Source organism: Methylocella tundrae (genome assembly GCF_038024855.1).
Taxonomy (GTDB): domain Bacteria; phylum Pseudomonadota; class Alphaproteobacteria; order Rhizobiales; family Beijerinckiaceae; genus Methylocapsa; species Methylocapsa tundrae.
The window spans coordinates 1,051,859-1,074,040 of record NZ_CP139089.1 but is presented as its reverse complement, the minus strand read 5'-3'; the positions used below and the strand labels follow the sequence as shown (position 1 = coordinate 1,074,040).

Genomic DNA, 22,182 nt, shown 5'->3' with positions numbered 1-22,182 from the left:
CCAGTGACTCTGCAAGCGTCAAGGGCAAAGAAAGGACAAATTCCGGGCTTACCAACGAGCTTGATTATCACTTTAGCGCCGGCTTTGATGGTTATAGTGGTTTGATCCCGGAGAGAGGGAAGGAGTCGGGAGACAAAGGGCGATTCATCATCTATTATCAGTGTTATGCAAGGTTCATGCGACAAGCCGATAAAGCGTCCTGGAGCAGATCAGAAATTCAGTTGGCCAGTCAATCTGAAAGGCGCAGATCACGTTGTCATATCCGATCAGGACAGAAGCGTGCAGCATAGGAAAAATCCGGGCGATTTTCAGGCGCCGCGCCTGTTTTGTTCATCATGGCGCGGAGCGCATCGCAATCTGCGCAAAATATTCTAATGCAAACCGTCGATGAGCGTGGACGAAATGATTCTCTAATCACGCATTGTTAATGGAAGAGTAAGATTTTGTGTTCAGCAGGAAGCCTCTGCTTCGCCGGTTCTCGCCGCGAGCTTCTTGATCGCGTCGCGCAAATGTCCTCTGTCGCGAGGCGGTAGTTCCGCATGACGTCCGAAATCAGGCAAGACGCCGTTCGTCAAAGGCTCCCCGGCCCGCGTTTGGCCGTTGGCGCGATTGACGTCGGGGCAGGCGTCCGCCAATCGGTTCGGCAAATCGCCGCCATCGCCATCAAAGCTGCTGCTCTTCGGGCGCGATTGGGCTCGCGCGCAGCCGGCGCCGGCGCGAAACCCATCGATGTGGACGATGACGGACCCTGGTTTTGGCGAAGCTTTATCATCCTTGTCGTTCTGCCAGTCGCCGCGAGCTTCATTTATTTTCAATTCATCGCGTCCGATCAGTTCATTTCCGAGATGCGTTTCGCCGTCCGGGGCACGACGGAGTCGCTGCCCGGCAGCGACGCGCTGGCGGCGTCCGGTCTTGGCACGCTCGCATCTCTAAACACCAGTCAGGACGTCTTTATCGTCGCGGATTATATCCACAGCCAGACGATCATCGACGACCTGTCCAAGGCTATTGATCTGCGCGCCATATTCAGCGCGCCCGGCGCCGATTTTATTGCGCGATTTAATCCGTCAGGATCGCCGGAGGATTTCTTGCGTTACTGGCGCAAGGCGGTCGATCCATCGGTGGAAATCGCTTCGGGAATTCTGACCGTCAAGGTCAAAACGTTTTCACGCCAGGATTCCGTGCGCCTCGCAACCGCCATCCGCGCGCGTTGCGACATCGTCGTCAACGAGCTTCTGGACCGCATGCGGCGCGACATGACCGAGCGGGGAGAGGCCGAGGTCAAGGCTGCGATGGACAAGCTTGCCGTTTGGCGCGCGCGCGTCGAACAGTTCAGAAATACGCGAATGTCGATCGATCCACTCGATTCCGCCCATTCGTTGAGCGAAACCATTGGGGAATTACGGCGCGATCTCGCCGAAGTCGAAGTGAAGCTGGCGATCGCGCGCACCTCGCTCGGCGCGGACGCGCTGCAAATCAAGATCCTCCAATCGGACCGGAACATCCTGTCCTCCCAGATCTCCGCGCTCGAATCGAGGATCACGGGCGCAGGCGCCAACGGTTCGACCGCATCGGCGGCGCTGGCGGACTATGATCGGCTGGACGTTGAAAAGAAACTGGCCGAAAAAAGGGTCGAGCTGGCCGAAAAGCTGTTGGATAATGCGCGCTCGGACGCGAACAGCCGCCATATCTATCTGGTTTCCATCGAGGATCCGACAACGCCGCAAAGCTCTCTGTTTCCGCGCCGCGGCTTCGCCATCTTGGCGATCCTTATCGGCGCTTTCACAGCATGGGCGGTGATCGCGCTGACCGTCGCCGGCGTCCGCGATCACGCAAGATGAACGGGTCGGGGCAGGCGATCTTCTCATGAGCGAGACGCGTCTTGAAAGCAGGCCGGAGGATCGGGCGACCGGAGAATCTGCGGTCGAGCACTTTGTGCTCCGCGAGGATTTGCGCCGCGTCTCCGTGCCGATTGATCAATTCGGGTCATGGCGTTGGCATCAGATTTCCTTCGCTCTTTGCGTTATTCTGCCTGTTCTGATCGCCAGCCTCTATTATGGATTGATCGCCGCCGATAAATATGCCGTCGAGTTTCGCTTCAGCATCCGCTCGGCCAGCGACCTTGTCGCCGAACAAAGCATTGTATCGACGCTCATGCGCCGTGGCGGACAGAACGATATCGGACGTTTGCCTTACATGGCGGCGGACTATTTGCGAAGCCGCAATCTCGTGCGCGAACTCGACGCCGACGGCTCGCTGCGCGCGATGTTTTCGCGGCGCGAAGCGGATTGGCTTTCGCGCTTCGATGCGTCAACGAGCGATGACGCTCTGTGGCGCTATTGGCAATCGATGATTTCGGTTACTGTCGATCGCGTATCGGGGCTGGTGCTCGTGCGCGTTTTAGGCTTTACGCCCGATGACGCGCTGGCTATCGCGCGGGCCGTCGAAAAAGCCACGGAACGCATGGTCGATAGCGTCGCCGCCAGAGCGCGCAAGGACGCCCTCGCCATGGCGGAGGACGATATGCAGCGAGCCGGCGCGCGTTACGCCACCGCTCTCACCGGCCTTAGAGACGTGCGAAACAAGGAAGGAACGGTCGATCCGCAGCAGACGATCGATCTCGCGGCGGCGAGGCTCCTTGGCGTCGTAAAGGAAAAGCTGTCTCTGGAGCGCCAACGAGACGCCAATCTCAGGATTATGGCGTCGAACTCGCCGCAACAGAAAATCCTGTCCGACCAGATCGCGGCTCTTAACGCCCAGATCTTGGCGCAGACCGAGGCCCTGACCAGTCCGAAAGGCGAGGCCAAGACGGCCGCCCGAACCATCGCGCAGTTCGAGCAGCAGGAGTTGGAGCGGCGTTTTTCGGAACGTCTTCTCGAAGTCGCACAGGCAGCCTACGAGAAAGCGCGCGAGGAATCCGAGCGCCAGCACATCTATATCGCTCTTTTCGTCCCGCCGGAAAAGCCGGACGTTGCCGAATATCCGCGCCGCGCGAGATCGGTCGCTTTCGTCGGCATATGCGCCTTCGGACTCTGGGCCGTGGCGATGCTATTGATCGCCGGCATTCGAGATCGCAGGCACATCGATTAGGAAGCCGCTTCGGGCGGCCGCGCAGCAACCGGGGAGCCAATGTTATTCAGCATCGACGAAGATGTCGGCGAAAGGATCATCGGCTGGCTGATGCCGGACAATCCGGCAACGACGCCGCGAGTGATCGTTCATCTTGATGCTGACCATCATGTCGCGGTCGAGGCTTTCGTCTATCGTCCTTTGCTCAAGGAGCAGGGCCTGCACAACACCGGCATTTGCGGCTTTGTCGCCGATGAATCAAATTGCCCTGGAATTGGCGCGGCCGCGAAGCTCGAGATCACGGACGGCGAAAATAATGTGTTGATCTATCGGCGCGGCGCCGGCGGCGATCTGATCCAGCAGAAATTCCTGCGTCTTGAAACGCAATTGTTTCGGTCTTTCGCGCTCGATGAGGAGATGCTTCACCGCTTTCAGATGTCCTACCGGGCGATCGAGCTTCTTCCGGAGGAGACGACAAGATCGATTTTCGCGATGCCCTTTACGAACTCGATTTACGCGTCAGGCCGCATTTTCTGGCGGGTCTGGGAGCCGCTGCTGCACGATCGCGGATTCAAAATGGGCATTTTGCTGCGTGATCCGTTCGAGGAGATGGCGGAGCGTCTTTTGATCCTGAAATGGGCGTCGACGCCCGAGGCGAGCTCCAGCGCCAATTCCTTGATGCCCATGCTGCAGACCTGCACCGGCGCCGTTCGCGATCTCGATCTTAGCGATGCAGCTGCGCTGGAGGCGCTCTTGTCGCGCCCCTCCGACGAATTACGGACGCTGCTCTATAATCCGCTCGTCTATCAGCTCGCCGCGCCCAACGCCTTCGATCCGCCACCTTCCCCCGCGGTCGCGGCTGCCCTTGATTCGCTCGCGGAAATCGACGCCGTCGGGCTGCGCGACGATCCAGACTCGTTCCTCGCCCTCGTTGGGGCCGTGCTCGACCTGCCTCGGACCTTTGCCCCGATTTCACTCGGCTCCAGCAAGACAGTCGCAGGTTTCGCCAATATCCTGCGCGAGATGGGTTCCGCGCGCGGCTTGATCGAACAGGATCTTGAGGTCTATGCGGAAGCAAGGCGCGTTTTGACGCCGGCTTCGGTCGAGACGGTTTGACCGCAGGATGGACCCCGTCTCCGCTCGCGTCGCCGAATCAAAGCGGACGATCGTTGATTTGGTTCCGGCGCTGGACGCCGAAGGTCAGGCGCCGCACTTCGAAGCCTTGAGCACGCGGCCGTGGCTTACGATCGCGGCGCAACCGCGCCTTCCTCGTTCGCGCTGGTTCAAAATACGCTACCGGCTCAGCCTCTACGATCGTCCGGCGCGTCCGATGATCAGCTTTCGGCGCGGCTCGCAGGAAATCAGCTGGCATCTGCTGCCGGGGCCCGTGCTCGGGCGCGGGGAGGGCCTTGCCATTGCGCCCGATGAAACAACCGATATCTGGATATCGCCGGTCGCGCAAAAGGGACGGTTCAGCTTCCTCATCGAGGCGATTGAAATTCTCGATGTTGCCGAGGTTCTGCGCCTGGGGTGGCGCGGCGATAGAGGCCGGTTCATCAGCACGCTCGCGACTTTCGCTCTCGGATGGAGACCCGAAGCGGAGATGAACTTCCGTTGGGCGACGCAGCATGCGCCTCTGTCCTCTTGGCCGAGCTATCAAAAAAGACTTTCCGTCGCAGCTGATCTTGGTGGCCCGGAGCTTCCGCGCCGCGATTGGGCGAACGCGCCCATGGTGAAGCTTGTTGCGCGCCTCGATGACACAACGACGCCCGCGAGCATTGACGGCGCGATAGAGGCGTTGCGGGCGCAGATTTTTCCGCGCTGGACGCTTTTGATTGCGGGAGCGGCGGGGCAGGTCGCGCCGCTGGCAGCGAAAGACGCGCGAATCCGCCGCCTCGATGTCGATGCGCTAGCGGGCGAAGATCGTGACCTTCTTGGATTTATCGCGTTCGGCGATCGCCTGAAGCCCCATGCGCTCGCCTGTTTCATTGAGACGATGGAGCGCGCCCCAGACGCCGTCGCCGCTTATTGCGACGAAGAGATGGACCTTGCGCCGGTCTTCAAGCCGGACTGGAGCCCCCGCTTTGAAGCGCGCCGGCCCTATGTCGGCCGGTTGCTGCTCGCTCGGCTTGGATTTGCGCGCGGCCACGTTCCGCCTGCGCCCGAAGCAATCGAGGAAACCAGCTTTGCGCGCAAAATCCTGTTCGATCTCGGCCGCAAAGAGGTTTTGCACATTCCGCGTCCGCTCATCGAGACGCAATGGCGGGATCCGCTCATTTTGCCGGGCCCGCCGCGTGACAAAATGACCAGCGCGCCGCGTGTCACGATTGTCATGCCGACGCGTGATCACGCCGCCATGCTGCGTCGGAGCGTCACGACCCTGCTGGAGCGAACCGCCTACCCTGCATTCGATCTTGTCATCGTCGATAATGGCAGCACGGATCCGGCGGCTCTCGCCGCTTTGGCCACGATGGAACGCGATCCCCGCGTGACGCGCATCGACGTAGCTGGACCCTTCAATTTCTCCCGGCTCTGTAATCTTGGGGCGGCGAGAGCCACGGGTGAGGTGTTGGTGTTCTTGAACAATGACATCGAGATCACGGAGGGCCATTGGCTTGACGAACTGGTTGCTTGCGCCTGCGAACCGGCGACGGGGGCCGTCGGTTGCATGCTGCTTTACCCGGACGGGCGCATTCAGCACGCGGGGATTGTCGTCGGAATGGGCGAAGGCGGCGGCCATTGCGACGCTGGCCTTGCGGCCTCTGCCGGCGGCTGGCTTCAGCGCAACGCGGTCGTGCATGAGATCTCGGCGGTGACGGGCGCCTGTCTTGCTGTCAGGCGGGAGAAATTTCTCGCGGCGCGAGGCTTCGACGAGCTTCGATTACCGATAGAATTCAACGACATCGACCTCTGCCTGCGTCTCGAGGAGCTCGGCTATCAGACCGTCTGGACGCCGCTCGCGCGCCTGACGCATTTTGAATCGGCGAGCCGCGGAAAAGCGACTTTCCGGCGGCTTGACGCCCACGCAAAGGAGCGCGCCTATTTTCAGAGCCGTTGGGCGGATCGGCTGCGCGATGACCCCTTTTATCATCCGGGGCTGTCCCTGTTCAGTCTCGCTTGCGCTCTGGCCTGAACAGGCGGTTTGTTGATCTCACGGCCCAAAGGCGCTATCTGACCGCTTTGCCCCTCGGCTTTGCCGGTCCGATCGATCCAGCGACGGCATGGAGGAATGATTGGCCGAATTCGCCGCGAGCGCCCGCGCCAGCGAAACGCCGGCGTCGCCGCCCCAGGACGCCGCCTTTGACGACCCGATGCGCTGTGCCGCTGATGAGGCCGCGCGCGAGCGTCTCGCGCTAAAGCGCGACCTCATGATGGTGCAGGATCATCTCGCCGACGTCGAGGCGCGGCTTGCGCGGTTGACCCCTTTTTTGCGCGCGGCGTCCTTGCTGCGTATGGCGGTCAAGTTTCTCATCGGCGCATGTCTCCTCGTCTGGAAGGCCGTGACCTTTATCTGGCGTTGGCCTGCGACGGGAAAGCGGATTGAAGAAGCCACTTTCCAAAGCCAAAGGCTGACGTTCGACGCGGAGCGCGGCGAGTGGACAAAGCGTATCCGCGTCCCGGCTTTATGGCGAAATCTGCGCCGCTCGTTCGGCCTGTTCCAGCCGCCGCCCTATGCAGTCCGGCTTCGTCAGAGAATCGGTCTGGCGCGGCGTCCGCGCGTGTTGCACGCGATCGCCAATGTCTGGGTTGGAGGCTCGACCCAGCTCGTCGTCGACCTGCATGATTATCTTGGCCATCGGATCGAGATGGAGGTCATAACGTCTGCATTGCCGGCGCGCGGCTCGCACAAGGGAATGACCATCAGATTGGTCCCGCAGCCGGCCTCGTCGCATCTGGTGCGCAGCGTCTTCAGCCGCTTCCGGCCCGACATCGTCCATGTTCATTATTGGGGCGACGTCGATGAACCGTGGTATCGCGTGATCTTTGAAATGGCCGCCGAATTCGGATGTCTCATCGTGCAGAACGTCAACACGCCGGTGGCGCCTTTTTCCGATGCGCCCGTGGCTCGCAATGTGTTTGTCTCTCAAAGCGTTTTCGATCAATTTATCTCCACTGTTCCGGCGACGGTCATTCATCCGGGGATTGATCTTGCACGTTTCGCTCCGCGCTTGAGCGAGACGCCTGGGGCTTTTGATGCGATCGGCATGATCTACCGTCTGGAGAACGACAAGCTCAACGCCGATGCGATAGAGCTGTTCATCGCGGTCATCAGGAAGCGCCCGGCGACTCGAGCGATCATCATAGGCGACGGCTCCCTGTTCGCGCATTTCCGCAGCCGCGTCGAGCAGGAGGGACTGCTGCCCCATTTTGAATTTACCGGCTATGTTCCTTATGAGGAATTGCCGGCGCATCTTGCGCGCTTCAAGACATTCGTTGCGCCGGTGCGGCAGGAGAGTTTCGGCCAGGTCATCCCCTTTGCGATGAGCGCCGGGCTCGCCGTCGCCGGCTATCGCGTCGGCGCGGTGCCGGAAATTCTCCAGAGCGACGAAACCCTTGGCGAAACTCTCGAAGAAACGGCGGCGCTCATCGTTTCGCTGCTCGATGACCGCGATCGTCTCAAGGCGCTCGGCCGACGCAACCACGCCATCGCGCAAGAGCGTTTTTCCGTCGAGAAGATGGCCGTCTCCTACCACAATCTCTACCGGGATGTCGCACCGCGTGATTTTGATATGACGCCCGGACTTCCGGACGCGATTGTTTTTCCGTTGTAGGGGCGCCGCGATCATGACGGGCAAAGCCCTCGTTACCGGCGCCAGCGGTTTTCTCGGGCGAGCCCTGGTTCCAGCACTGCTCGCCTCGGGTGAAACCGTGATCGCGGCCGGACGCAAGACTAATCCCTTTGCGCCGCATCCGCGCCTTATATGGCGCCAGATCGACCTCATAGATCCAAAGGCGCCTTTGCCGGAGATCCTTTGCGGGATCGACGTGATCTATCATTTGAGCTGGTCGACGATTCCCGCCGAGGCGTCTCTCGCGCCCTCCGAGGACGCCCGCGAAAACATTGTCGGCTCCTTGCGGCTTATCGAGAGCATCGCGCCTGGAGCGGCCCTGCGTTTCGTCTTCGCATCCTCCGGCGGCGCGATCTATGGCCCTCTGCAACAGGCGCGCGCTACGGAAGATCATCCGCTGAATCCGATCTCGGCCTATGGCGTCTCGAAGCGCACCGTTGAGGCCTATCTTGATCTTTTTGCCGCCTCAAACACCATTCGTCCCGTATCGCTCCGCATTGGAAATCTCTTCGGTCCCGGACAAAACCCGGAGCGGCTTTTCGGCGCCGTCACGCAATTCAGCAAGGCGGCGTTGAGCGGCGCGCCGATCGTGCTCTTCGGCGACGGCTCGACGGTGCGGGACTATGTCTATATCGACGACGCCGTCGACGCGCTCATGCGCGCCGCCCGCGCCGGGGATTCATCTTTCGCTCTCAACATCGGCAGTGGAGAAGGGCGTTCATTGAACGACATTATAGCCATCCTCGAGCAGCATCTGCAAAGACCCGTCAAGGTCGACCGGCGTCCGGCGCGCGCGTTCGACGCGCCCTTTTCTGTCCTCGACCCTTCGCGCGCCACGCGCGAAATTGGCTGGTCGACGCGGGTCCCGTTTGCCGAGGGGATCGCGCGAACGCTCAAGAGCCTGGCAGAGCGCGCGTGAAGGATCGCTCATGAGAATCGCGCTCTACGTTCACTGTTTTTTCCCGGCGCATTTTTATGGCACCGAGGCCTATGCTCTGACGCTCGCCAAGGAGCTGATCGCTTTAGGGGAGGAGCCTGTCGTCATTACCGCGACGCTCGCTGGCGAACCGGCGCAAAAACGGCTCATCGAGGAGCGGGTCTATGATGGCGTCCGCGTCATTTCGATCGACAAGAATCTTTTTCCGAACCGCAGCGTTCGCGACACCTATGAGCAACCCTCGCTTCGTAATCTGCATGAGCGTCTGCTGCGCAAGATCCAGCCCAACGTCGTTCACGTCTGTCACCTGATCAGCCACACGACGGCTCTGCTCGACGTCGCGCGCGCCATGGGGATTCCGGTATTTGCGACGCTCACGGACTTCTTCGGCTTTTGCTACAACAACCGGCTCGAGAATGCGCAGGGAGAACTCTGCGCGGGACCCGATGAAGCCCGCGCCAATTGCATCGCCTGTTTCCTCCAGCTCGTCGGCGCGCGTCCCGACGCGAAGCCGTTAACCCGCCTCGGCGCTGACCGGCGTTTGCGGCCGTTCGTGGCAAAAGGGCTCGCACGGCTCGGCCGGCGCGAGGAAAACCCATTCAGCATCAGCGGTTTTGAGCCGAACGACATTGTCGTGCGGCCCGATATTCTGCGCCGCGCGATGGGCGTCTATTGCGAAGCGATCGCGCCGACACTTTTCTTGAAGCGCGCTTATGAGGCCAATGCGTTTCCGGCGCCGATGCACATCAGTCATTTTGGTGTCGAGATTGATCGCAGTCCCAAGCCGGCGCGCGCGCGCGGGGACAGCGTCAGACTGGGATTCATCGGGCAATTATTTCCCCATAAGGGCGCGCATCTTTTGCTCGACTCCCTTCGTGCGAGCGGACGGCAAAATCTCTCGCTGCAGATCTGGGGTCCAGATGACCAGGACCCGGCCTATTACGCGACGCTGCGGCAAAAGGCCGAGGGACTCCCTGTTCGATTTCAGGGGACCTTGCCGCGCCAGGAACTCGCCGGCGCGCTGGCGGGCCTCGACTACCTCGTCATCCCTTCCACCTGGTACGAGAACAGCCCGCTCGTGTTGCTTCAGGCGCTCGCCACCCATACGCCCGTTATCATTTCCGATGTGCTGGGCATGACGGAATTTGTGCAGGACGGCCGCAATGGTTTCCATTTTTCACGGGGGGATGTCGCCAGTCTGACGGCGGTCTTGCACAAGGTCGCCGATGATCCGGAGCTTGCAGCCCGCCTCAGCGCTGCGACGTCTTACGATCGCGCGCCAGCGGATATGGCGAAAGATGTTCTCGCCATGTATCGCGCGCATGCGCTCGGCGGCGTCGATGCGGCGGAAGCCACGGCCGCGCCGATCGAAACGGAAGGTGCGGATCAATCCGGTTCAAATCCGGCGCAGCTCGGCGTCGAGGGACCGCTCGACTCCTGGCTGGCCTATAATGAGGGCGCTCTGCACATTGATTCCGCGGAGGCCTCGCATATCGCGCCTTTCCCGCCGCTTGCATTGATGACCGCGACCTCTGGACTAAGCCGCACGGAGGATTTCACCCGGCATGGCGTCGATATCATGCGCGCTCTCGCCGCAGCGAGCCCGGCGCCGCTGGCCTCCTATCGCGCCTGGCTCGATTTCGGCGTTGGCGCCGGGCGCGTGGCGCGGCTCTTCAAGGGCTATCGCGGCGTCTATGTCGGCGTGGACGTCGACCCTCACATGGTTGAATGGGTGCGCGGCAATCTGCCGTGGGTCAAGGCCCTGCAAACTGCGCCGCGTCAACCGCTTCCCTTCGCGGATCAACGTTTCGACGCGGTCGTCAGTATTTCCGTCTTCACCCATATGAATGACGAGGATCATCGTTTTTATCTCAATGAATTATGGCGGGTGACGCGCCCTGGCGCGATTTTGATGCTGACAGTCCATGGCGATCGGGCTATCCAGCGGGCCAGCGCCGAGTCGAATATTCTTGATCTCCTATGCATACCCGCCGATGCGCTCCAGGGCGCAGGCAAGGCTTTGGCGGAAGGCGATGGATTTCACTTCACGCGCCAGAGCGGGCACCTTACGTCCTCGCTTTATGATTACGGCGTCACTTTCGTGAACAGGCGATGGATCGACGCCGTCTGGACCAAATGGTTCGATATCGAGACTATCGTTCCCGGCGCCATTCATGACTTCCAGGACATCGTGGTGGCGCGACGCAGATAACCGCGCCGGAAAAATCACGCCTCCCGCTTCGCTATCACTCTCAGCTCGGTGAGAACGCGGGCGACGAGCGCCTCACGGGCGGCCTTGTCGAGACCAGTCGAACTTTCGGCGAGAGCGCGCACATACAGCGAAACTTCCTCTTGATGCGCGAAATAGTGAGGGCGCTGCCGGCCTATGACGACCGACATTTCATGAAGAGAGTTGGCCAGAGCCTCATTCGCCGTGAAGGCCGGGCGTCCTCCCGCCAGCGCCAGCGATCGCATCTCATATTCGAACACTGTTTGAGCCAGGCTGAGCCAGACCACGCGGTTCGTACATTGAGAATGAGCGAAGATATCCTGTTTGATGACGAGCGCCTCCTGAACGCCTAAGGTCGCGCGTTCGCCGCCCTGCGTCACGCCGCCGGGTTCCTGCCTGTGCCTGTTCAACGCCTCAGGGCGAAAGGCGATCTTGCCCTGTCGCAAGCACGCGAGATAGGCCCGCCAGTCGCCGCAATATCGAAAATCCTGGATTTGTCTGATGGCGTCAACGAGCGCCGTTCGTTTGAACACGGCCGAGCTGACATTCGGAATCGTGTTCTTGATCGCGAGCGTCGTCAGGATCTCGCTAGCTCCGCTCTCGACGTATCCGGTGAGCCATTTGAGCTCGTCGAGCGTGTCGGTATAAAATCTATAGCTTTGCGCCAGGATTTCCCCCCGTGTTCCGATCACCTCTGAATCGCTATAGGCGAGAACGACGTCGGGATCCGTGAAGCTTTCCGTCATGCGTTGCAAGAAGCGAGGATCTGACGAGTCGTCGCTCTCGGCGATCCAGACGAGATCGCATTTCGCCTGCGAAACGCCTTTCGCCCATTGTTTGAACGGCGAGCCGCTGTTGCGTGGATTGGTCAAGATAGCGAATGGGATTTTCGATCTGGCTTTCGAGGCTCGCGCAATGGCAAGGCTCTCGTCATCCGACGCATCGTCGAGGAAGATAATTTCATCAGGTGGAGACTGTTGGGCGAAAATCGACTTCAGCCGCTCGTCGAGATAGCGCGCGTGATTGTAATTCGGAATGATGACAGAGATCGTCGGCCTTGGTAGCGCGCAATAGCCCGTGCGGGTATGTAGAAGTTCAGTCCACTCAGCGGTTGAACGCGCGGTGTCAACGTCAAGTCGATAATAGGGAAGGTTGAGCGCCGCACATGTTTCCGGAAGCTGTGGAATGGCGTTTTCCGCCTCGATGACGAGTGCGCGCGGGTCGCGAAATTTCAATGCGCGCAGCAGGCGGTCCACGACGACGGCGTGGTCGAGTGAGGCGAACTCGGAACGTGAAAGATCAAGCGTTGCGCCGGCGGCCTGCGCAAAGCCCGGCGGCGCGTTCGTTAATATGTGGACATCGAGTTGCGGCAAGGTGTTGAGCGCGCGGCAAAGCTCGATGTTGCGCGCTCTGGCCGATGGCGAGGGAGCAAGATCGACGATGAGAACCCGAAAGGGCGCGTCAAATCGCTCGCTCCGCGAGCCTGGGTGGCGCCATGGGAACTGTTCAAAGGCCGCGACAGGCGAATCGGGCGGCGGCAGGAAGGCATGGCTGCTTCGCCATTGCTCGCGGCCGACCTCTGCATATTCGACCAATGCGTTTTCTGGCGTGACGAGCGGATCGGATGCCTTGGCGGCATAAAAGGCGGGATCGAAACGCTCATGCGGTTTGCGGCCTTCGGCGGCGCCAAAGGCGAGATAATGGGGCAGGGGCTCAAAACCTCCATCTCGAACGTCGGCATTCTTCATGCGATACCAGGATGCATCAAAGAGCGGCCCCGGGGAGCGTCCATCGCGTGAGCCGGATGCAACGAAATGAAGGAACGGATCGAACCCGGCCTCGCGGACGTCGGAATTTTGGGAGAGGTACCAGTCGCGGTCAAAGAGGAGCGTCGGCGAGACCCCGCGCGGCAGGCCATGGGCGATGAAATGGCCGAGGGGGGTCAGGCCGCGAAGATCGCCAGCGAGCTTGCGATAATAGGAGGATGAAAAATATGGGGACGGCTCGAATCCCTCGGCGGCGCCATATTTGATGTAATCGAGCAGAGGGTTCTGGTCTCTTTGGGTCGGCGCTCGGCTTCGACGATACCAGACTGGATCGAAGAGGATGTGTGGGCGCGCCCCCTGCCGCGCGCCTTCCAGCAGATAATGAACGAGGGGACTAAAGCCTCGGGCGACGCTCTCGGGGTATTCCGTTTTGTACCAGTTCGCGTCGAAAATGCGGCTGCGCGCAATCAGCAAGAGACTTGCAAGATGGGGCGCTGCCTTAAGATTCCCGATTTTCAGCGGCATAGGCATAAGGAGTCCAAGCAATTGACATTAACGATGTTATGCCTCCCGTCAGAGTTTCCGTCGACTTTCATGCCATTGTCCCATTTTGAGATGAAGCGTCGCATGGCGAATTTTATTGGATCAAGGGTTTGTTGTGACCTATTCGCTACACCCTCAGGATAAGAGTTGTCCGGCGAGCCTCGGGGATGGCACCGAGGCGGCAGGAATGATAACGCTGAGGCTAATATGGATGGGTCGTGAATGCGGAATGATTTCTTGAATGTCGCAGGCATTCTGCTTTCCGGCGCGGCGTTGCTTGCCCTGACCGGCTGTGGGACCCTTCTCAGCGGATCTGGTCCCAGTACGGATGACGTGATCGCTCAGTCCACGTCGCCCGGCGTGCAGCGCTATGAAATTGTCGACATCAATTCTTCAGTGCTCGATATATTGCGGCATCGCGGTCCGGATAGTTTCCTCACACATTTCGGGGATTACAGGCCCTCAGTCGAGCCAAAAATCGGCGTTGGCGACACGGTTTCCGTGACCATATGGGAAGCCGGCGCCGGCGGATTGTTTTCCGCGCCGCTCGTCAGCGACAGGTTCAGCACGGGCTCAAAAAGTTCGACGATACCGGATCAGATTGTAGGCCGCGACGGCTCCATCAGCGTTCCCTACGCTGGCCGGATCAAAGTAGCCGGACGCACGACGCAGGAGGTACAGGGCATCGTCGAACATGCGCTCGCGGGAAAAGCGATCGAGCCGCAGGTTCTGATCAATATGCCGAAGTCGGTCAGCAATAGCGTCACCGTTACGGGCGAAGTCGTCAATGGCGCGCGCGTGCCCTTGAGCGTCAGGGGCGACCGGGTCATGGACGTCATCGCGACCGCGGGCGGCATCAGGGCGCCGGTGAACGAGACCTATGTTCAACTTTCGAGAGGTCAGGAGACGGTTCGCGTCGCAATGAGCCGCGTCTCCTCGGATCCGAAGGAAAATATCTATTTGCGCCCCAACGACGTGCTGACGTTGATCCGGGACCCGCAAACCTTCATCGCTTATGGCGCGACGGGCAAGAACGCCGAGATCCCGTTCGATGCCGAAGGCATCAGTCTGTCTCAGGCTCTCGCCAAGGCCGGCGGACTTATGGATTTCCGTTCCGACCCCGCCGGCGTTTTCATATTCCGCTTCGAGCCCGAGAGCGTCGTCCGCGCGTTGGCTCCCGGCTCAACGCTCGCTGCACATAATCGGGTGACGCCGGTCGTCTACAGGCTGAACCTGCGCGATGCGGCGAGCCTCTTCATCGCCCAGGGCTTCCGCATCCAGAACAGAGACCTGCTCTATGTCTCGAACGCCCCGATCACGGACGCTGAGAAAGTCATGCAAATCGTGAGCATGATATCGAGCCCGGCGCTGACGGGGCTCAGCGCCTGCGCCTATATCAAGTGTTAGTGAGTGATCTCGCGCTCTGACGGCCGGTGCGCTCATGACTTGAAATGGTCGAGCAGACGGCGGCCATATTTCGTCTTGCCGAGCTTCATTGCGAGTTGCGCGAAATCATCCTTGCTGATCCATTCGTTGAGATAGGCAATCTCTTCCGGCGCCGAGATGAGCTGGCCCTGCCGGTGTTGAAGGACGCGAACGAACTCCGCCGCCTCCATCAGGGAATCATGTGTGCCGGCGTCGAACCAGGCAAAGCCTCGACCTAGCCTTTCGAGCTTCAACCGTTGTTGACCAATATAGAGATTGTTAAGGTCGGTGATTTCGAGTTCCCCTCGCGCCGAGGGACGCAGACTGTGGGCAAGATCGACGACGTCGGCGTCGTAGAAATAGATGCCGATCGCGGCCCAGTTGGACTTCGGCTGTTGCGGCTTCTCCTCGATCGATAGCACATCGCCCGTCTCGTTGAATTCGATAACGCCGTAGCGCTCCGGTTCGTCGACGGAATAGCCGAAGACGGTGGCGCATCCGCTCGAGGCGTTGGCGCGCTGCAACGTTTCCGACAGGCCGTGGCCATAGAGGAGATTGTCGCCGAGGATCAGACATGCAGGATCGCCATCGAGAAAATCCGCGCCGATGAGAAAGGCTTGCGCCAGTCCATCGGGAGACGCCTGGACCGCATAGTCGATGCGCAGGCCCCATTGGCTTCCATCACCGATAAGATGCCTGAACGCGGCTTGATCCTGCGGCGTTGAGATGATGAGAATGTCGCGGATTCCAGCCAGCATCAATGTCGACAGCGGATAATAGATCATCGGCTTGTCATAGACGGGCAGGAGTTGTTTTGACGTCACCAGCGTCAGCGGATGTAGGCGCGTCCCGGAACCGCCCGCCAGAATGATGCCTTTACGCATGACCAATCGCCTTTTTCCGCCGCCGCCCTTGAACCGTATGGCTCCCAAAGGAACCGTATGCTTTCTTTAAAAATTCAGGCTTCATCCGTCGCCGGTGAGCAGCTTGACGATCGCATCGGTTTCTTCGCTCCAGGAATGAGCGCTAAATCCAAAGCTACGCTCGAAAAGGCCGCAATCGAACACGGAATTGGCGGGACGGCGCGCAGGCGTTGGATAGTCCGCGCTCGTTATGGCGACGACGCCAGGACGCCGCCCTGTGATGGGCGCTTGCGTGTCTACGATGCGGTTCGCAAATCCGTGCCAGGTCGTCGCTCCGGCCCCTGCAAAATGATATATGCCATATAAATTGGCGTCGGAGGCGATCCGGGGCGCGATGCGCAAAATCGCATCGGCGATATCGCGCGTCGACGTCGGACATCCACGCTGATCGGCCACCACGCGCAGCTCGTCACGCTCCCTAGCCAGTCGCAGTATGGTCTTCAAAAAATTATTGCCGAATTCCCCATAGACCCAGGAAGTGCGCAAAATAATATGATGGTCTGTCGCTTCGCGAACGGCCGCTTCGCCCGCGGCCTTGGTGCGGCCATAGACGCCGAGCGGCGAGATCGGATCGCTTTCCACGTAAGGAGCTGACTTCGCGCCATCGAAAACATAGTCGGTCGAGATGTGGATGAGCGGCGTTCGCTCTGCGGCGCAGACTCCTGCGATGATCCCCGGCCCGATCTCATTGCCGAGCCGCGCGGCCTCGATCTCTTTTTCGGCGAGGTCAACCTTGGTGTAGGCGGCGGCGTTGACGACGACGGTCGGTGTGGTTGCGTCAAGGGCGCGCGCGACGGCGCTGGCGTCGGCGATGTCAACCTCGGCGTGCGAGAACGCTCTGTGAGGAACCGCCTTGTTGGATGCGCTACGCTGAAGTTCCTGCCCGAGTTGTCCGCCGGCTCCCAATATGAGGATCACGCGACAACCCCGAGGCGTTCGCCACGATAGACGCCGGATCTGATGCGGTCCCACCAGGCGCGATTTTCAAGATACCATTCAACGGTCTGGCGCAATCCAGACTCGAAGGTTTCGCGCGGACGCCAGCCAAGCTCCACGGCGATCTTGCCCGGATCGATCGCATAGCGAAGATCGTGACCCGGACGATCCGTGACGAAAGTGATGAGCCCGGCGCGGCGTTCGATCGCAGGATCAGGGGCAAGCTCATCGACTAGCGCGCAGATCGCGTGGACTACGTCGAGGTTGCTCTTTTCATTATGTCCGCCGATGCAATAGGATTGACCGACTGCGCCTTGCGTCGCAACCGTCAGCAGCGCGCGCGCATGGTCCTCGACGAAGAGCCAATCGCGAATATTGGCGCCCGCGCCATAGACCGGCAAAGGCTTGCCTTCGAGCGCATTGATGATCGTCAGCGGGATCAGCTTTTCAGGGAAATGATAAGGGCCGTAGTTGTTCGAGCAATTGCTGATGATGGTCGGCAGCTGATAGGTGTGCCGCCACGCGTTGACGAGATGGTCGGAGGAAGCCTTCGAGGCGGAGTAGGGCGAGTTCGGACTATAGGCCGTCGTCTCGGCGAAAAAGCCCTCGTCGCCGAGCGAGCCGAAGACTTCATCGGTCGAGATATGATGAAAGCGAAATGCGCTTTGCTGCGGCTCCGTCAATGAGCGCCAGAAACCGAGCGCCGCCTGCAGCAGGGTGAAGGTTCCAACGACATTGGTTCGGATGAATTCGCCGGGCCCGTCGATCGAGCGGTCGACATGACTTTCGGCTGCGAGATGCATGACGATGTCGGGCCTGAAGGCGGCGAAAATCTCGTTCATGAGCGGGGCGTCGACGATGTCCGCACGGATGAAGGAATAGCGCGGATCGTCGGCAACGGGCGCAAGCGAATCGAGATTGCCGGCATAGGTCAGCTTGTCGACGACGAGCACGGAATGCGGCGTATGGCCGATGATCTCGCGCACAACCGCGGAGCCGATGAATCCGGCTCCACCGGTGACGAGAATGCGTCTGGCTGCGACAGTCATGGTGAGGCGGCCTCGTAGCGGAAGGGCGAAGCGAAAGCTTTGAAAGATCCGAGCTTCGCGTCCTTGTCCGAGAGGATCACGGAAGCCGGATCGATTGGCCAGTCGATGCTGAGGTCAGGGTCGTTCCAGATGAGCCCGCTGTCGCATTTCGGCGCATAGAAATCATCGACCTTATAGGCGACTTCGGCGTCGTCCTCCAGCGTGCAGAACGCATGCGCGAAGCCGCGCGGGATCAGGAGCTGTTCCCCGCCGCTGGCGGTCAGGGTTTCGCCGATCCAGCGCCCGAATGTGGGCGAGCCCTGACGCAGATCGACGGCGACGTCAAAAATGCTTCCGCGCAAGGCCCTGACGAGTTTCGTCTGCGCCGCGGGCGGCAGTTGAAAATGCAGGCCGCGGATGGTCCCAGCCTTCGCCGAGAAGGACTGGTTGTCCTGCACGAACTGGGCGCTGACGCCGGCTTCGGCAAGGCCGCGCTGGTTATAGGTTTCAACGAAGTAGCCGCGCGAATCGGCAAAGCGGCGCGGCTTCAACACGAGAACGCCGGGCAGAGCTGTTGTCTTGACTTCCATTCATCCCCCATAGCCGCGCCGGATGGTTTCCGCGATCATGGATCGTCTATTGGGCAGGTTTTGCGCTATTCGTCTACTGGTCGGCGCAAATGATCCGGCTGAAAAGCCTTGGGCGCCACGCCCGATCACGGCTTATCTCTTTGATTTGCGGCATCATCTTGTCGAAATATCGCAAGCCTCGTTTTAAGTGTGGCGGCCCGCGTTGACGGCGGCTTGCGAATGAGAAGCGTAATTTCGGGGGTTTTTGATCGCTTCTCTGATAAAAGCATTTGTGAAAACAATCCGATAAGGCGCAGGTGCGATTCTTTTGGAGCTATCATGCGCGGGAAGGAGGAAACGTGAGCGACGATCCTGGCCCCGGTAATCCTGCGCAGCAGGCGCTCAAATATGCGGTCGTCGCAGGCTCGCGGGGGCCCCGCCGCGATTTCAAGGTCACCGTCGGCCTGCGCGAGGGCTGGGACGCTGAGGGCCGCGTCTATGACATTTCGGAAGCGGTGCGGACGGCGCGCGGCTGGATGCGCCGGCGGGTCGAGGCGGGGCTGCCCGCGCTGTCAGGCATGTTCACCAGGGGCGAGGTGACCTACGCCTGGCCGCGGCCGGATGGCTCGGTCGGCTCGGACCGCGAGCCGGTGGCGATCTTCTCCGGGGAGGCGGTGCACGCCTATCTTGGCGGCCTGCTCGATGCGGAAATCGAAATAATGCTGAACGAACTCGCGGCCGAACTCGGCGCTGCGCTCGGTCAGGAGCGACTCTATGTGTCGTTTTGCGACCGCGCCTGGATTCTCGACGCGGGCGCGGAAGACTGACGGATCATGCGCCAAGGCGGAAGCCCGCGACGCGGCGACTACTCTCGTCCGTCGATGGCAAGATCGAAGGTGCTGAAGCCTTCTGCGTTCATCGGACGCTCAAGCACCTCGGGATGCCGCAGCGTTCGCACAGTGTCATTGTAGCCGGCCCGCCAGTGCTCCTCCATCGTCTGGCGGGAGAATTCATAGTCCTTGCAGGAACTCTCATATCGGCTCGCATGGTAGATGAGATGGACGATATTATAGACTTTCTCATCAGCCTCGTCTTCGAGCAGCTTCCATTCCGGATCGTTGCGGCGATCGCCGGGCAGCTGTTTCAGAAGGCCGTAGACGGCGCGGCGGAGCTGCTGTGATTTCCTGAACTGGTCTGTGCCTTGCCTGGTCCGGCTTGAGAAGCGGATCTCCTTCGCCCTGAGGTCGACCTCGGCGATGTCGCGCGGCATATCTCCCCGCGCGCTCCAGAGATCCACCTGGAAGGCGAGCGTGTCCGCGCGCGGCCGACTGTCGAGCACCCACTGCAGCGGCGTGTTCGAGACAATGCCGCCGTCCCAATAATACTCTCCCTCGATCTCGACCGGCGGAAAACCCGGCGGCAGCGCGCCGCTGGCGATAATGTGCTCGGGGCGTATCTCATGCGTCGTCGTATCGAAATAGGCGAAATTTCCAGTGCGCACATTGGTGGCGCCGACGCTGAGCCGCATCTCGCCCGCGTTGATCCGATCGAAGTCGACCAGGCGCTCGAGCGTCGCGCGGAGCGGCGTCACGTCATAAAAGCTTAAAGCTTCGAGCGCGCCGGGCGGATGCAAGAATGGCGGCAGGGCCCGCGGCTTGAAGAAATCGTTCGCGCCGGCAAGCATGATGCCGACTGCGCGAAGCTGATTGAGAGCGCTATGCACATAGTCGCCCTTCGGCTTGAAGGATTGCATGAAAGGGATGCTGAAGGGCGACGTCGTGATCTCCTCCCAGAACTGGCGCAGCCGCGCGACGCGCAACTCAGGCGCGTTTCCCGCGATCAAGGCCGAGTTCATCGAACCGATCGAGATTCCAGCCACCCAGTCGGGCTCAACATTGGCTTCCGACAGCGCCTCATAAACCCCGGCCTGGTAGGAGCCGAGCGCGCCGCCGCCTTGCAGCAACAGAGCGATGCGGTCGAATGGCGGGCGGTCCTTGGCGATGTGCGACTTCAGCTTCGGGGCGGGGATGGGCGGCATGGCGGCGCTCTTTTCATGGCGAATGGATGTGAGACAGAATGGCGCCTGCGCACCGGTGCGAATAGCGGCGGGCCGCTATCCGGGGATCGCCCGCCCAATGCTTCCTCACATTTAGCGTAAGCGTGGCTAAACTATCACAGCTTTGCCGTCCAAGGTGATGTTAGCTGTCGCAAACAATCAAACGCTGCAATCGGGCCGTTGTCCAGTGACTCACATCATCTGCGCCGCGGCGCGCCGCGACCGAAGGATGGCCACGCCCGCCGAGGCTGACATGGCCAAAGACGGCGCCCGCTCGCTCAATCGGGCGCTCCGCCGCGCGCTCGCAGCCGCATTGCTTCCCTGTTTGGCGGGCTGCGCCGTCGGGCCCGATTTCGGCCCTCCCGCGGCGCCCGTCGCCGATCACTATCTTGAGGCGCATAACCGCGCCATTGGGACAGGACGCCAAGACTACCGCGATTGGTGGAAGGTGTTTCACGATCCGGTGCTTAACCGGCTGATCGAGATCGCTTATGATCAAAATCTCACCTTGCTGAGCGCCGGAACGCGGGTGCTGCAGGCGCGGGCCGAACTCGGCGTCGCCATCGGCGAACTTTATCCGCAGCAGCAGCAGGGCGTTGGCCTCACAACCTACAACCGGCCGAGCCATGCCGACGCCGCCTCCGATCCGCAGTTGCAGCTGAATAATTTCTGGCAATCGCAGCTTGGCGCCAGGGCTGCGTGGGAGCTCGATTTCTGGGGCAAGTTCAGACGCGGCGTCGAATCGGCCGACGCCGCCTATCTCGCCACGGTCGCCAGCTATGACGACATTCTCGTGACCTTGCTCGGCGATGTCGCAAAGACCTATATCGGCATCCGTACGCTGGAAAAGCAGATCGCCATCGCAAGAGCCAATATCGTGCGCCAGAAGGAGGCGCTGCAGATCGCGCGAGACCGGTTCAGCGGGGGGACGGCGACCAAGCTAGACGTCTACCAGGCAGAGAACGTTCTCGGCCAGACCGAGGCGTCGATTCCGCAGCTGACAATGCAACTGCAGCATGGGCAAAACGCGTTGCGCGTCTTTTTGGGGATGACGCCGGAGCCGCTCGATCCCCTGCTGGCCCGATCGACGGGCAAAATACCCGTCGCTCCGGCGAAAATTTTCGTCGGCATACCGACGGATCTTCTCCGCCGCCGGCCGGACGTGCGCGCCGCCGAACTGAAGGCCGCCGCGCAGAGCGCGCAGATCGGCGTCGCGCAGTCGGAGCTCTATCCTGCGATCAGCCTCACCGGGCGGATCGGCGGCTCCGCCAGCACCATCAACGGCGCAAGGCTCAGCTCCATCTTCACGCCGGCGGGCCTTGCCTATTCCTTTGGTCCGTCGTTCCAATGGAACATCCTGAACTACGGCCAAATCACCAATAATGTGCGCTTGCAGGACGCCACCTTGCAGCAATATCTGGTCGATTATCAAAACACCGTGCTGAAAGCCCAGCAGGACGTCGAGAATGGCGTCTCCACCTATCTGCAATCAAAGATCGCGGTCGAAGCGCTCCGCCGCAGCGTCGCCGCGGCAAATGGCGCGCTCGGAATCTCCCTTCTGGAATATCAGCAAGGCACGCGCGATTACACCTCGGTGCTGACCTCCGAGCAGAACTTGCTGCAGGCGCAAAACGATCTCGTCATCGCCGAAGGAAACGTCCCGCTCGGCGTCACCATGGTCTATGAGGCGCTCGGCGGCGGCTGGCAGATTCGCGACGGCAATGATTTCGTGCCGCCCGCGACGAATGCGCAAATGCGGGCGCGCACCGATTGGGGCGACGTGCTGCCGCCCGCGGGCGCTCCGAAGCCCCCGCCGCCGGCGCTCGCCGCGCCGACGCCAGGCCTGCCCGGACCCGAAAACGAAGGCCCGACGGTGCGGGCGCCGGAATTTTAAGTCTTCAATTTGCAAA

16 protein-coding genes are annotated in these 22,182 nt (G+C 60.8%); 10 read left to right on the top strand and 6 right to left on the bottom strand.

What is annotated here, in order from left to right; translation table 11 throughout:
• Window positions 1-539 precede the first annotated feature (539 nt).
• The 7 genes from SIN04_RS07565 (at window position 540) to SIN04_RS07535 (ending at window position 11,008) form a co-directional block, all read left to right on the top strand.
• Window positions 540-1,841: a hypothetical protein gene (locus SIN04_RS07565; protein ID WP_134487993.1), complete on the top strand. Its 1,302-nt coding sequence runs from the start codon at window positions 540-542 to the stop codon at window positions 1,839-1,841.
• Between the two features lie 25 nt (window positions 1,842-1,866).
• Window positions 1,867-3,090, top strand: coding sequence for a hypothetical protein (locus SIN04_RS07560; protein WP_341264337.1), 1,224 nt, complete (start codon window positions 1,867-1,869; stop codon window positions 3,088-3,090).
• Between the two features lie 39 nt (window positions 3,091-3,129).
• Window positions 3,130-4,185: a hypothetical protein gene (locus SIN04_RS07555; RefSeq protein WP_134487988.1), complete on the top strand. Its 1,056-nt coding sequence runs from the start codon at window positions 3,130-3,132 to the stop codon at window positions 4,183-4,185.
• Window positions 4,186-4,192: 7 nt separating this feature from the next.
• A complete protein-coding gene (locus SIN04_RS07550; protein ID WP_134487986.1) occupies window positions 4,193-6,202 on the top strand; it encodes a glycosyltransferase family 2 protein in 2,010 nt (669 codons plus the stop codon).
• A gap of 100 nt (window positions 6,203-6,302) precedes the next feature.
• Window positions 6,303-7,841, top strand: coding sequence for a glycosyltransferase family 4 protein (locus SIN04_RS07545; RefSeq protein ID WP_134487984.1), 1,539 nt, complete (start codon window positions 6,303-6,305; stop codon window positions 7,839-7,841).
• 13 nt (window positions 7,842-7,854) lie between these two features.
• Window positions 7,855-8,778 carry an NAD-dependent epimerase/dehydratase family protein gene (locus SIN04_RS07540; protein ID WP_134487982.1) on the top strand — a complete coding sequence of 308 codons (924 nt, stop codon included), beginning with the start codon at window positions 7,855-7,857 and terminating at the stop codon, window positions 8,776-8,778.
• Between the two features lie 10 nt (window positions 8,779-8,788).
• The gene (locus tag SIN04_RS07535) at window positions 8,789-11,008 is read left to right on the top strand and encodes a glycosyltransferase (protein WP_134487980.1); all 2,220 of its coding nucleotides are present in this window, start codon (window positions 8,789-8,791) and stop codon (window positions 11,006-11,008) included.
• Window positions 11,009-11,022: 14 nt separating this feature from the next.
• Here the strand turns inward: SIN04_RS07535 and SIN04_RS07530 are convergent, their stop codons facing one another.
• Entirely contained in the window at window positions 11,023-13,323 is a 2,301-nt protein-coding gene (locus tag SIN04_RS07530; protein ID WP_134487978.1) for a glycosyltransferase family 2 protein, read from the bottom strand.
• Window positions 13,324-13,557: 234 nt separating this feature from the next.
• Between SIN04_RS07530 and SIN04_RS07525 the strand changes: the two genes are divergently transcribed.
• On the top strand, window positions 13,558-14,742 hold the full coding sequence (locus tag SIN04_RS07525; RefSeq protein WP_134487976.1) for a polysaccharide biosynthesis/export family protein: 1,185 nt from the start codon (window positions 13,558-13,560) through the stop codon (window positions 14,740-14,742).
• A 32-nt stretch (window positions 14,743-14,774) separates the two neighbouring features.
• On the opposite strand, the gene rfbA is transcribed toward SIN04_RS07525, so the two are convergent.
• The 4 genes from rfbA to rfbC form a co-directional block, all read right to left on the bottom strand.
• Window positions 14,775-15,644 (bottom strand): glucose-1-phosphate thymidylyltransferase RfbA, encoded by an 870-nt coding sequence (gene rfbA / locus SIN04_RS07520; RefSeq protein WP_134487974.1) that lies wholly within the window; start codon window positions 15,642-15,644, stop codon window positions 14,775-14,777.
• A gap of 81 nt (window positions 15,645-15,725) precedes the next feature.
• On the bottom strand, window positions 15,726-16,601 hold the full coding sequence (gene rfbD / locus SIN04_RS07515) for a dTDP-4-dehydrorhamnose reductase (RefSeq protein ID WP_134487972.1): 876 nt from the start codon (window positions 16,599-16,601) through the stop codon (window positions 15,726-15,728).
• Complete coding sequence (rfbB, locus tag SIN04_RS07510; protein WP_134487970.1) at window positions 16,598-17,668, bottom strand: dTDP-glucose 4,6-dehydratase; 1,071 nt, start codon at window positions 17,666-17,668, stop codon at window positions 16,598-16,600. The genes rfbD and rfbB overlap by 4 nt, the downstream gene beginning before the upstream one ends.
• A complete protein-coding gene (gene rfbC / locus SIN04_RS07505; protein WP_134487968.1) occupies window positions 17,665-18,237 on the bottom strand; it encodes a dTDP-4-dehydrorhamnose 3,5-epimerase in 573 nt (190 codons plus the stop codon). The genes rfbB and rfbC overlap by 4 nt, the downstream gene beginning before the upstream one ends.
• 338 nt (window positions 18,238-18,575) lie before the next feature.
• Between rfbC and SIN04_RS07500 the strand changes: the two genes are divergently transcribed.
• Window positions 18,576-19,043 (top strand): hypothetical protein, encoded by a 468-nt coding sequence (locus SIN04_RS07500; protein ID WP_134487966.1) that lies wholly within the window; start codon window positions 18,576-18,578, stop codon window positions 19,041-19,043.
• Window positions 19,044-19,081: 38 nt separating this feature from the next.
• On the opposite strand, the gene SIN04_RS07495 is transcribed toward SIN04_RS07500, so the two are convergent.
• Window positions 19,082-20,254 carry a patatin-like phospholipase family protein gene (locus SIN04_RS07495; RefSeq protein WP_134487964.1) on the bottom strand — a complete coding sequence of 391 codons (1,173 nt, stop codon included), beginning with the start codon at window positions 20,252-20,254 and terminating at the stop codon, window positions 19,082-19,084.
• Window positions 20,255-20,525: 271 nt separating this feature from the next.
• Between SIN04_RS07495 and SIN04_RS07490 the strand changes: the two genes are divergently transcribed.
• Window positions 20,526-22,166 carry an efflux transporter outer membrane subunit gene (locus SIN04_RS07490; RefSeq protein ID WP_134487962.1) on the top strand — a complete coding sequence of 547 codons (1,641 nt, stop codon included), beginning with the start codon at window positions 20,526-20,528 and terminating at the stop codon, window positions 22,164-22,166.
• The last annotated feature ends 16 nt before the right edge of the window (window positions 22,167-22,182 follow it).